This is a genomic window from Planktosalinus sp., assembly GCF_059864935.1.
On the sequence record NZ_JCBCCK010000040.1, the window covers coordinates 1 to 12,345 of the forward strand.

Below are 12,345 nucleotides of genomic sequence, written 5' to 3' on the forward strand. Positions count from 1 at the left end.
GTCATTTATATTTCTGTTTCCACGCCAATATTGCGGATAATTTCGGTTGAGTTCGAGTACTTTCCACTGTGCGTTAAACCCTGTTTCAGTAACATCACGCTCATTGGGCAAAAACGCTCCTGTAAACCCCGGATCCTGCCAGTTTGAAGTGATATCCACGCGGGTCTCTTTGCCCAAAGGCACAAATCCCAGAAACTGACTGCCCTGTAAATCCAAATTGAAACTAAAACGGTTTACAGCTTCGGGTTGAGTATCCAAGATTTGCTTTACGGTGACCCCGGAAGCAACAATGGTTGGAATCGATGAACCCGGAGTGACCTCTTTGTTTAAATCATTCCACTTTATGACCACTTTTTCTTTAATCCCGCGCAGGTCAGAAACATGCAAAGTAAGAAAGGCTTCCTCATAATGAGGCTCAAAGTCACTGAATTCGTTCAGATAATTACTCAAGCTGTCAAAACGCCCCGCAAAAGTTAATTGGGCATCATAGACCACCACTTCATAAATACCGCGTCTCAGGGTTTTTGGGGTGACCTCTCCCCTCACCTCCAGATCAGATGGCAATATATGTACTTCATCCCTGATAGTTTTAATTTCGTCTTCTACAGCGATGCGCTTGCTCACCGGTATAGTGAGTATGGGGCCATACACCTCCTGATCGTTGGCCCATCTACTACTCACCTCGGTGATGGCTTGTTGCCTCAGGTTTTGCCGTTCCTGTATCAATGATTCCACAAACGATAAGGGAATTAACAACAATAGCATTAAAATAAAGATTGAAATAAGTTTTAAAGTTACCGAGCGTTTGATGGACTGCCCGATGCGCTCCAGAGTGTTTTTGTTTTCTGTTTCCATATAGATTAATTTAAAAGTACTTTGTATTTCAAAGTTTAGGGTTAAAAAAATTAGTGTTGAGATTTGATTAATTTTTCCAAAGCAGACAGATGTGCTTCAAAAGCTGTTTTACCTGATTGGGTCATACTGTATCGTGTATTGGGTTTGCGGTCCACAAATGATTTTCTCACACCTAAAAAGCCTTCCTTCTCAAGTGCCTTAATGTGGGAAGCCAGATTGCCGTCTGTTACATCCAGATATTCCTTAAGTGCCGAAAAATCCAAGGAGTCATTGACTGCAAGTGCAGACATAATCCCCAGCCTGACCCGGCTTTCAAAAGCTTTATGTAAATTGTCTATTAAATTTTTCATGTGTCTGATTTATTGTTGTTAACGGTCACATGTAACCTTTGATATTTAAAATCATTTATTCTATTGGAAATTAAAGTTGATTTTAAACAAGTCGGTTTCATCGCTCATATTTCAGGTGCATATAAATGCCATAAACAATATGCAACAATCCAAAACCAAGTGCCCAAAATAGCAGGCCATACCCAATAAACCAAGTGGCTATGAGTCCGAGTACAATTTCAATGACACCAAAATAGCGCACTTCTTCAAATGTGAATTTACTGGCGTTGAGTAAGGCCAGTCCGTAAAAAATTAGGGTCACCGGTGCAATTAACCCGATATACCCTTTTGAAAAAAGAATAAACGCAAATGCCCCACCCGTAAATAACGGAATGGCCAGATTGATTACCAAGCGGCGTGCTGCGGCATTCCAAAGGACTTCTTTGTTCTTTATGGCCCTGCGCCACGACAGCAACACGGCAGTACCTAAAGCGAGAACCAGTACCACGGCTGCCAACGTAAAAAACGGTATCATAAAGTCAACTGCTTCTTCCCTTCCTATAGAGTTGTAGCGCAACAATTCATTTTCGGTATAAAACACTGTATAGGCAATAGCCGCTCCTATCAGTGCATAAACCCCCGCCAAGATACCCGACCAACCGGTTAGGGATAAAAAACGGGTAGAACGTTCCATCATGGAACGAATCTCAGTAATGTCTTTAATGTAGTCCTGTTCTGTTTTCATAAAAAAGTACTTTGTATTACAAAGTTAAAATTTAATTTTAAAAAACCAAATTTATTTTTATGTGTTCAGTTAAAAATATATTTCCATGAAAAATGAGTATTATTTTCTGAAGTAATCCTAAATTATACTAAAACCGCTTTCGCTAAAGTGAGATAGGTCAAACCAACAGCTATAGCAATGCCAAAGCTCAGCAAGGTGCCAATGAGAATGTATTCGGTGAGTTTTCTGTCCTTGGATCGGGACAAATCCCCAAACCGAAACACCGATTTGGCCGCTAATAAAAATCCGATGACTTGCCACTGTCCCAATATGATAAATCCAAATACAAACAAGCGCTCCAGGATACCGATGTACTGCCCGGCATTTTTTAAGGAATCGTTTTTATGGTCTTCTTCAAACCGGAATACAGCCATAAGGTACTTCATTAATATGGATGCCACTACAGTTACTGTCAGTACCGCTGTGAGCAATAATAAAATTTGATCTGAAAACAGCTGTTCTGAATTAACGTTGAATGGAAAATAATAATTGATTACCAGCAGTAATACAACAAAGTGTGCCAACTGGTCTGTAATAAAAAGTAGTATGTCATTTATTTTTCCCGTGAAGGTTAACTTTAGCAAATCGATGAAATAATGACTCACAGAAATAATTACAAAAGCCTACAAAAACTGCATTTGAAATCCAAAAATTAGCAGCAGAAGTAAAAAATGAACACCAATATGTAAGTACAAATAAGGGGATTTTATCTTTCTGTTTTCCTTGTTCAGCACCCACTTTTTCGGCTGAAGTAAAAAATCACCTATCAAATGGGCCAGGAGTAGTTTTAAAGCAAATCCCACCATAATTTTTGTGCCTTTTGGTGATAGTATTCCATAAATTGGTTGATTTCAGGAGCTCCGGCACGTTTTAAGGCTTCACTGATACTGCTTTGGGTTTTGCCCAACATTTCAGCCAGCTCTTTTTGGTTTTTCTCCGGATGTTCTATAGTGGTTTGTACCACCCCGGCCACCAGTGCCGTCCAGTTATCCATGGTCAATAATGCCAGCGAAATTAAGAGGTTAAAACATTCATCAAAAGAATCATCTCCCGACTCAATAGCCAAGTTTTGTTTTTTTAATTGCTCATAACAGCTTCCTGATCGAATGTATGCCGAACCCGTTGACTCTGTAACCCCTTTTCCGGTGAAATCTTCTTCACCTATGCCAATGGCCATCCTGACGTCCAGCGGGTTCAGTTTCTTCAAACAAGATTTAATGTGTATGGCTGCCTGAAGTGCTTTTTCCTTTTCTACTCTTAATTGGAAACTGTCGCCTCTGTAGAGTTCCCAATCTTTGGGCGCACTGCCATAAGCAGATAAAACGGCTTTTAACTCGTTTTGCCACAGAGCAGTTTTAACTGCTCTTGAATTAATAATGTCTCCAGTGATAACGGCTATCATATTCAAATTTTATTCAAATATAGTATTTAAAGCCGATAATTGCAAAAATCGGCAAAAAAGCCGATAATTTTAAATATCGGTAAAAAAGCCGATAATACTTAAGCTTATAAACCCCAAACCAGAAACACTAATCCCTAACAAGCTTCCTGTACTTAATCCGCTTCGGCATTAAATCTCCACCCAAACGTTTCTTTTTGTTCTCTTCATAATCACTGAAGCTGCCTTCAAAGAAATACACCTCACTATTACCTTCAAAAGCTAAAATGTGTGTACAAATCCTGTCTAAAAACCATCGGTCGTGAGAAATGACCACGGCGCAACCGGCGAAGTTTTCCAAACCTTCTTCAAGGGCCCGAAGGGTGTTTACATCCAGGTCGTTGGTAGGCTCATCCAGAAGCAGCACGTTGCCTTCTTCTTTTAATGTCATTGCCAGATGCAGGCGGTTGCGCTCCCCTCCGGAAAGGGTGGATACTTTTTTGTTTTGGTCGCTTCCGCCGAAATTGAACCGGCTTAAATATGCTCTGGAGTTGACTTGTCTTCCGCCCATCATAATGAGTTCCTGGGCATCACAAAAGTTTTCCCAGATGGATTTGTTGGGGTCAATGTTGGAATGGGCCTGATCTACATAAGCAATCTTGGCCGTTTCACCTACCTTAAATTCGCCTTTATCGGGAGTTTCCTCGCCCATAATCATTTTAAAAATAGTAGTCTTACCGGCACCATTGGGGCCAATAATACCCACGATTCCGGCTTGTGGTAATTTGAAGTTCAGGTTGTCATACAGCAATTTGTCGCCATAAGCTTTGGCTACATTCACGGCTTCGATGACATTGGTTCCTAGACGGGGTCCGTTGGGAATGTAGATTTCCAGCTTTTCGTCCAGCTGCTTTTGGTCCTGACTTAATAATTTATCGTAATTCTGCAAACGTGCCTTTTGTTTGGTTTGCCTGCCTTTGGGTGCCATTCTCACCCACTCCAACTCACGCTCAAGTGTTTTTTGGCGTTTGGATGCAGTTTTGCTTTCCTGGGCCAAACGCTTGGATTTTTGATCCAGCCATGAGGAGTAATTTCCTTTCCACGGAATGCCCTCTCCCCTGTCCAGTTCCAGGATCCAGCCTGCTACATTGTCGAGGAAATAACGGTCGTGAGTTACGGCAATCACAGTTCCTTTGTACTGTGCCAAATGGTGCTCCAGCCAGTGAACACTTTCGGCATCCAGGTGGTTGGTGGGCTCATCGAGCAACAAGACATCGGGTTCTTTTAGCAACAATCGACATAAAGCGACACGGCGTCTTTCTCCACCGGAAAGCACACCTATTTTTTGATCACCTTCAGGAGTGCGCAGGGCGTCCATGGCAATTTCCAGTTTGGTGTCCAGTTCCCAGGCATTGGAAGCATCGATTTTATCCTGAAGCTCAGCCTGACGGTTCATCAGTTTTTCCATTTTATCGGCATCAGAATACACTTCTTCCAGACCAAACATATCGTTGATTTTGTTGTATTCGTCCAGAATGGCAACCGTTTCGGCAACGCCTTCCTTGACTACTTCAAGAACGGTTTTTTCTGGATCGAGCTGGGGTTCCTGCTCAAGAAAACCCACAGTAAATCCGGGAGCAAATACCACATCACCCTGATAGTTTTTTTCAACCCCCGCGATGATTTTTAATAACGTGGATTTACCCGAACCGTTAAGACCAAGAATTCCAATTTTAGCACCGTAGAAAAAACTCAAATAAATGTTTTTAAGCACCGGTGATTGTGCAGACGGGTAGGTTTTTGTCACCCCCGACATTGAGAAAATTACTTTTTTATCGTCAGACATTTTGTTGTTTGAATGTTTGTTGTTTATTGTTTGTTGCCCGCCTTCGGTAAACCTTCGGTGGGTAAATTTTTGTTGAATTTTTGTCCTTTGAATGTTGTGTTTCTTAGATAGTGCATAAATGAGCCGATTTTGTTTTTTTCCAATTCACACATTTCGTTGAGTTTGTTGTGTTGTTCTAAGTTTATAAGGTTTTTATCAAATGCTCTGTAAGATTGTGATCTTAATTCTTCTGAAGAACCTTTGGCTATACTTAAAAAATTATGAAACTCTTTATTTCCGTCTCTACCAAAACCTTCAGCGATATTGTCCATTATCGAACCTGAACTCGCTTCCATTTGATTCCGAAGCGTATAGTTGATTTTCAATTCAGTAGTTTGAATCAATTCTTCAACAAATTGGCAAATCTCACGAGCCAATTGCCAAATTTCTAAATCCTCAAATCGTTTAATAGTCGCCATAACTAAATTACTAAGGTAGAAGTTAGAACTATGAACAATAAACAATAAACCACAAACCATAAACCCCTAAACCCTTCCTTTGAGTTCATTAAACACCCATGCTATAGCAAAAAAGCCTACGCCTGTAGCGCCAAAGCCCCAGCCGGCAATATCGTTGTAACGAAATACTCCCATACCGACTAAAATGAAGCCCATTACAATCATTATTATTGTGGCCCAAGCAAGAATGGTGTTTTTATTTGTTTTTTTATTCATCTTTTTTTGATTTTCTGCAAGCGCTCCGTATTTCTGTTTGGGGATGGAACCTGTTGCGGTTTTTTTTCGGATTACAAATATCGTGAAATTAAATGAACCTGCCATTCCAAAAATGTGTGTTGTCAATTTTCAAATCCGTTAAGCAAGTTTTCGTATTTTAGCACTGCAAAAAAACAACTATGGACATCAACTTCAACAAAAACGAAGACCACAATAAAATGCTTCTTTCTGAACTTCGCCAGCGTCTGGCTAAAGTAAAATTGGGCGGTGGTGAAAAAAGCATCGAAAAACACAATGCCAAAGGTAAAATGACAGCACGCGAGCGCATCAAATACCTGCTTGACGAAAAAAAACCGAGTATAGAGATTGGTGCCTTTGCCGGAGAAGGCATGTATGAAGAACACGGCGGTTGCCCCGGTGGCGGTGTGGTGGTGAAAATGGGCTATGTGAATGGAAAGCAGTGTATTGTTGTTGCCAATGATGCCACCGTGAAAGCAGGCGCATGGTTTCCCATTACCGCCAAAAAAAACCTAAGGGCTCAGGAAATTGCCATAGAAAATAAACTTCCCATCATTTATTTGGTGGACAGTGCAGGGGTTTACCTGCCGATGCAGGATGAAATTTTCCCTGATAAGGAGCATTTCGGGCGCATTTTCAGAAACAATGCCGTGATGAGCAGTATGGGGATTACCCAAATTGCCGCGGTGATGGGCAGTTGTGTGGCCGGAGGGGCATATCTTCCCATTATGAGTGATGAAGCCTTGATTGTGGACAAAACCGGAAGTATTTTCCTTGCGGGGAGTTATCTGGTGAAAGCCGCGATTGGTGAAGAGGTGGACAATGAAACGCTTGGTGGTGCCACAACGCATTGCGAAATCAGTGGTGTGACCGATTACAAAGCCAAAGACGACGCAGATGCACTGGACCGCATTAAAAACATTATGGGGAAAATCGGTGATTTTGATAAAGCCGGTTTTAACCGAATCAAAGTAGAAAAACCCAAAGAAAAACCAGATGATCTATTCGGTATCCTGCCCCGCAACAGAACCGATCAGTATGATATGAAGGAAATCATCAAACGATTGGTGGATAATTCTGAATTTGAAGAATACAAGGAAGGCTACGGAAAAACAATCATCACCGCCTATGCCCGTATAGACGGTTGGGCTGTGGGCATTGTGGCCAACCAGCGCACTATGGTGAAATCCAAAAAAGGTGAAATGCAATTTGGGGGTGTAATTTACAGCGATAGTGCCGATAAAGCTACCCGGTTTATAGCCAATTGTAATCAGAAAAAAATACCGTTGGTGTTTTTACAGGACGTCACCGGTTTTATGGTGGGCAGTAAAAGCGAACACGGCGGAATTATAAAAGATGGTGCTAAAATGGTGAATGCAGTTAGTAATAGCGTTGTGCCTAAGTTTACGATTGTTATCGGAAATTCATACGGAGCCGGAAACTATGCCATGTGCGGAAAGGCTTACGACCCCAGGCTCATCGTCGCTTGGCCCAGTGCCGAGTTGGCCGTGATGAGTGGAAACAGTGCCGCCAAAGTATTGCTTCAAATTGAAACAGCCTCTTTGAAAAAGAAAGGAGAACAAATCACTCCCGAAGTGGAAAAAGAACTATTTGACCGCATCAAAGCGCGTTATGATGAGCAAATATCCCCATACTATGCTGCAGCGAGAATCTGGACAGACGCCATCATCGACCCTGTTGACACCCGCACATGGGTCAGTATGGGTATTGAAGCAGCCAATCATGCGCCCATTGAAAGGCCATTTAATTTGGGGGTGATACAAACCTAGGTATTCAAGGTTAAAAACTAATCTTAGCGTACTCCGCGTCTTTGCGGTGAATAAAGAATCGTATACTCTTTCACCGCAAAGACGCCAAGGACGCAGAGGTTTTTTAGGTTTGTGGTTTGTTGTTCATTCACCCACCTACAGTTACTTTGGAGGCCAAACGTTTAAAATAGTTAATGACTTTCAATCCAGTCATTCACCCTGCGTTCAAGTAACTCCAGAGGCATAGCACCGCCACCTAAAATGGTATCGTGAAAATCCCTGATGTCAAATTGATTGCCCAATTGCTCTTCTGCTCTTTGACGCAGCTCTTGTATTTTGATCATCCCTATTTTATAGGCTGTTGCTTGTCCGGGAATGACCATATAACGTTGCACTTCGGCTTTGATTGCTCCCGGAGCGATGGATGAGTTTTCAGAAAAATAAGCAATGGCATCGGCTTCTGTCCAGCCTTTGGCGTGTAATCCGGTATCAACGACCAGCCTGATGGCACGCCAGATTTCATTTACCAAACGCCCAAAATCATAATATGGATTTTCATAACCACCCATTTCTTTGGCCAGTAACTCAGAGTATAATGCCCAACCCTCTACATAAGCTGTTGTCATATATTGTGTTCTAAACGTTGGTACCGACTCCAGTTCCTGGGCTATGGAAATTTGCATATGATGCCCGGGGTTGCCCTCATGATAAGCCACACCTTCCATAGTGGTTTTTGGCATAGCCCTCATATCAGATAAATGGGCATAATAAATCCCCGAGCGACTTCCATCCGGTGTACCGGGAAAATAATGTTGCGGAGCACCGTCCTGTTCCCTGAAAGCTTCTACACGTTTAACTTCCAGGTCTGCCTTGGGCAAAATGCCAAAATAATCGGGCAACTTTTTGGTGAGTTCATCAAGAAACATCTTAGATTCATCAATATAGGCCTGACGTCCTTCATCTGTATTGGGGTAGAAAAACTGCTCATCGGTATTGACAAATTCAAAAAACTCATTGAGACTGCCTTCAAATCCCACTTGTTCCTTTATGGCAATCATTTCCTTTTGGATGCGCTCCACCTCTCTCAACCCGATGTCGTGAATTTCATCTGCAGTCAGATTAGTTGTGGTTATTGTCTTTAAACGATAGTCATAATATTCCTTCCCACTAGGATGTCTGCTCACCCCCGTTGGAGTCATTTCAGAGTTAGGTAACTCGGTCTCCAGCCAGGAAATCAGGTTTTCGTAAGCGGGTTTATAGTGATTTAGCAAGACACTTTTAGCCTCTTCACGAAGGTCTGCTGCCATCGCTTCATCGATATCACCATTGTCCTCCAAGGCTTCAATTTTAGTGTTCATGTCAGTCCAAATGGCTGCCGTTGTTTCACTTTGCTCGAAAGGTGCTCCGCTAATGATGGCTTTTGATTGCTCTAAAACCACTTCAAATGAAAAACGTGGTGGTAATATCCCTTTTGCAGCCTGAGAACGTGCACGATCAAGCAACTGGTTCATAGCACGGTCAGATTGTTCTATTCTCGAGATATAGGCCTGCATATCCCAAAGACTGTCCACTTGGTGAAAATTCATCAAAAAACTGGGTAACTGGGTATGAATGCCCATCATTTGATGAAAGATATAATCCATATTTTGAAATGCTTTCCCTTCTTTCATTTGTTCATACTGGTAAACCCACAAATCATAAGATGTTTTAGTTTCAGCATCGAGAGCATTGTAATCAAATTTACTTTTTAATTCATCTACGCTTTTTCCATACCAATCCAGCATTCGATCTTCAGCCTCAAGGCTCATATCGTCAAGCTCATCATACTTGTCTTTTCTGCCCTGCATCGTTAACTGCAACGGACTCATTTGCAGCATTTCTTCATACTTTACTTCAAACCAGGCGTTGATGCGCTCGTTTTCATCGGAAGTGGATTCCGCTTCTTTTTTACAGGCTGAAAACACCAATAGTGTCAATGCGAATAAGGTAAAAATTTTTTTCATAATGAATGGCTTTTGTGTTTGATGTGTTAGTTGGTTAAATAGTTTTCAAAAAATGAGCGTTAAGATAATGGATTTATGTAATATATAAAAAGGTCAGTTTGGTAATACTGATATAATTCCTTTTGTTTGTCTTCTAAAATAAAAAGTTGTTACAATAGTTCACCCATCACTTTTAAAAGCTTTTGGTGCATCTCATCTGTATAATCCAGATGTGTGACAATGCGCAATTTTCCCTGTCCCATTGCACTGATGCGGATGCCTTTGTCACTTAACTCTTTAAGAAATTCCGGTTCATTGATTCCGGGGTTTAGGTAAAAAATGACAATATTGGTTTCAACAGACTCTACCTCACTGATGTAAGATTGATTTTTAAGTGCATTTCCAACTTCCTTTGCTTTTTGATGGTCTTCGGCCAGTCTTTCGATATGATGATCCAGTGCATACAAACCTGCCGCAGCCATATAACCTATTTGTCGCATACCGCCACCAAGCACTTTACGAACACGCATAGCGTTTTTCATAATGGCTTCATCGCCAATAAGCACACTTCCCAGTGGAGTTCCCAACCCTTTGGACAAACAAATGGAAATGGTGTCAAACACTTCGCCATACTGTTTTGCCGTTTCGTCTTTCGCAACAAGCGCATTAAATAGTCGAGCGCCGTCAAGATGCAATCCTAGGTTGTGTTTGTTACACATTGCCCTTATCTTAATTATTTCGTCAAAATCATAACAGGCCCCTCCGCCTTTGTTAGTAGTATTTTCCAAACACACCAGACTCGTCAACGGACTGTGATAAAAGTCCGGTGGATTGATGTTTTCTTCCACCTGTTGTGCTGTAATCATTCCGCGATTTCCGTCAACCAGTTTGCAAGAAACCCCGCTGTTAAAAGAAACACCCCCACCTTCATAGTTATACACATGTGCCCATTTGTCACAAATCAACTGCTCGCCGGGTTGGGTGTGTAATTTAATGGCCGCCTGATTGGCCATACTTCCGGTCGGGAAAAACAAAGCTGTAGGTTTGCCAAAAAGGTATGCCAGACGTTGCTCCAGTTGATTTACCGTTGGGTCTTCTTTATACACATCGTCGCCTACTTCGGCATTCATAATGGCTTTAAGCATTCCGGGAGTGGGTTTGGTAACCGTATCACTGCGTAAATCGATAATCATATCCAAAAAATTTGTATAAAATTAAAAGAAAATACTTGCCCTGCACGCTTCAAAAAATCTATTTTTGTTAAAAATTTTGATTATGGTTCAGATTGAACAAATCAAAGAGCTCCAAAAACGCATTAGCGCGTTGAGGAGGTATCTTTGACATTGATGCCAAGCAGATAGAAATCACCAACGAAGAAGAAAAAACCTTCGCTCCCGATTTTTGGGACAACGCCCGCGAGGCCGAAGCTTTTATGAAAGTGCTTCGGGTCACCAAAAAATGGGTATCAGATTTTGAAAAAGCCGCTACTCTTACTGAAGACGCAGCAGTACTCTTTGAGTTTTACAAAGAAGGTGATGCTACAGAACCGGAAGCACAAGCAGCTTATGAAAAAGCTTTGCTGTCTATTGAAGAACTGGAATTCCGAAATATGCTTTCTGAGGAGGGTGACAACTTGAGTGCCGTACTACAAATCACTGCAGGAGCCGGAGGAACCGAAAGCTGCGACTGGGCTGCTATGCTGATGCGTATGTATATGATGTGGGCCGAAAAACACAAGTTTAAGGTCAAGGAACTCAACTATCAGGAAGGCGACGTGGCGGGTATAAAAACCGTAACACTGGAGATTGAAGGCGACTTTGCATTCGGTTGGCTAAAAGGTGAAAACGGCGTGCATCGGCTGGTGCGCATTTCCCCGTTTGACAGCAATGCCAAAAGACATACCTCGTTTGCATCGGTGTACGTGTATCCGCTGGTGGATGATACCATCGAGATTGAAATCAACCCGGCAGATATTGAAATTATTACCGCACGTTCCAGCGGCGCCGGAGGACAAAATGTCAACAAAGTGGAAACCAAAGTGCAGTTAACTCACAAACCCACCGGAATCCAAATCAGTTGTTCTGAAACCCGTTCACAGCACGACAACCGCGATAGGGCCATGCAAATGCTAAAGTCACAATTGTATGAAATCGAGTTGCAAAAACAATTGGCACAACGGGAAGATATTGAAGCTTCCAAAATGAAAATTGAATGGGGTTCTCAAATTAGAAACTATGTGTTGCACCCATACAAACTGGTTAAAGATGTCAGGTCAGGTCACGAAAGTGGTAATACAGATGCAATTTTAAATGGAGAAATTGACGGTTTCCTGAAGGCTTACTTGATGATGATGGGGCAGAAAGAGGAGGAAAGTGGTTTTTAGCCCCCCTACGGTAAACCTTCGGCGGGTAAATTTGTGCTTTTGTTGGTAAAAGCTATCTTTGTAAAAACCCGATTTAACATGAAAATCTACCACAACCCCCGTTGCAGAAAATCAAGAGAAGGATTACAGTTACTGGAAGCATCCGGTAAGGAGTTTGAGACTGTGTTGTATTTGGAAAACCCGCCTTCTGCTCAAGAAATCAAGGAAATCATTAAAATGCTTGGTATAAAGCCCATCGAACTTGTTCGCACCGGAGAAGCAGACTGGAAAGAAAACTTCAAAGGAAAA

At 41.9% G+C, this 12,345-nt stretch carries 11 protein-coding genes and 2 pseudogenes; 3 read left to right on the forward strand and 10 right to left on the reverse strand.

Annotated features, from left to right (window positions below; all coding sequences use genetic code 11):
• The 8 genes and pseudogenes from AC6F75_RS01620 to AC6F75_RS01655 form a co-directional block, all read right to left on the reverse strand.
• Positions 1 to 855: inner membrane CreD family protein (locus AC6F75_RS01620; protein ID WP_500713176.1), on the reverse strand; the 855-nt coding region annotated here is incomplete at its 3' end.
• 50 nt (positions 856 to 905) lie between these two features.
• Entirely contained in the window at positions 906 to 1,205 is a 300-nt protein-coding gene (locus AC6F75_RS01625) for a transcriptional regulator (protein ID WP_500713177.1), read from the reverse strand.
• 97 nt (positions 1,206 to 1,302) lie between these two features.
• Entirely contained in the window at positions 1,303 to 1,929 is a 627-nt protein-coding gene (locus AC6F75_RS01630) for a hypothetical protein (RefSeq protein WP_500713178.1), read from the reverse strand.
• A 122-nt stretch (positions 1,930 to 2,051) separates the two neighbouring features.
• A pseudogene (locus tag AC6F75_RS01635) lies at positions 2,052 to 2,774 on the reverse strand (DUF3307 domain-containing protein).
• On the reverse strand, positions 2,756 to 3,370 hold the full coding sequence (locus AC6F75_RS01640; protein WP_500713179.1) for a SatD family protein: 615 nt from the start codon (positions 3,368 to 3,370) through the stop codon (positions 2,756 to 2,758). The pseudogene AC6F75_RS01635 and the gene AC6F75_RS01640 overlap by 19 nt, the downstream one beginning before the upstream one ends.
• 127 nt (positions 3,371 to 3,497) lie before the next feature.
• Entirely contained in the window at positions 3,498 to 5,192 is a 1,695-nt protein-coding gene (gene ettA, locus AC6F75_RS01645) for an energy-dependent translational throttle protein EttA (RefSeq protein ID WP_500713180.1), read from the reverse strand.
• Positions 5,193 to 5,215: 23 nt separating this feature from the next.
• The gene (locus AC6F75_RS01650; RefSeq protein ID WP_500713181.1) at positions 5,216 to 5,650 is read right to left on the reverse strand and encodes a four helix bundle protein; all 435 of its coding nucleotides are present in this window, start codon (positions 5,648 to 5,650) and stop codon (positions 5,216 to 5,218) included.
• A gap of 66 nt (positions 5,651 to 5,716) precedes the next feature.
• A complete protein-coding gene (locus AC6F75_RS01655) occupies positions 5,717 to 5,905 on the reverse strand; it encodes a CAL67264 family membrane protein (protein WP_500713187.1) in 189 nt (62 codons plus the stop codon).
• A 179-nt stretch (positions 5,906 to 6,084) separates the two neighbouring features.
• Here AC6F75_RS01655 and AC6F75_RS01660 point away from each other — a divergent pair, with 179 nt between their 5' ends.
• Complete coding sequence (locus AC6F75_RS01660) at positions 6,085 to 7,713, forward strand: carboxyl transferase domain-containing protein (protein ID WP_500713182.1); 1,629 nt, start codon at positions 6,085 to 6,087, stop codon at positions 7,711 to 7,713.
• 170 nt (positions 7,714 to 7,883) lie between these two features.
• Here the strand turns inward: AC6F75_RS01660 and AC6F75_RS01665 are convergent, their stop codons facing one another.
• Together AC6F75_RS01665 and AC6F75_RS01670 are read right to left on the reverse strand one after the other, a co-directional pair.
• A complete protein-coding gene (locus tag AC6F75_RS01665; protein ID WP_500713183.1) occupies positions 7,884 to 9,695 on the reverse strand; it encodes a DUF885 family protein in 1,812 nt (603 codons plus the stop codon).
• 149 nt (positions 9,696 to 9,844) lie between these two features.
• Positions 9,845 to 10,867: a GntG family PLP-dependent aldolase gene (locus tag AC6F75_RS01670; RefSeq protein WP_500713184.1), complete on the reverse strand. Its 1,023-nt coding sequence runs from the start codon at positions 10,865 to 10,867 to the stop codon at positions 9,845 to 9,847.
• 82 nt (positions 10,868 to 10,949) lie between these two features.
• On the opposite strand from AC6F75_RS01670, the gene prfB reads away from it, so the two are divergent.
• Both prfB and AC6F75_RS01680 read left to right on the forward strand, forming a co-directional pair.
• Positions 10,950 to 12,057, forward strand: a protein-coding gene (gene prfB / locus AC6F75_RS01675; RefSeq protein ID WP_500713185.1) for a peptide chain release factor 2 whose coding sequence is annotated in 2 segments (ribosomal slippage) — positions 10,950 to 11,012 and positions 11,014 to 12,057 — 1,107 coding nt in all. Because the reading frame shifts where the segments join, the coding sequence is not laid out codon by codon here.
• Between the two features lie 78 nt (positions 12,058 to 12,135).
• Positions 12,136 to 12,345 (forward strand): annotated as a pseudogene (locus tag AC6F75_RS01680) (thioredoxin domain-containing protein); the annotation flags it as partial.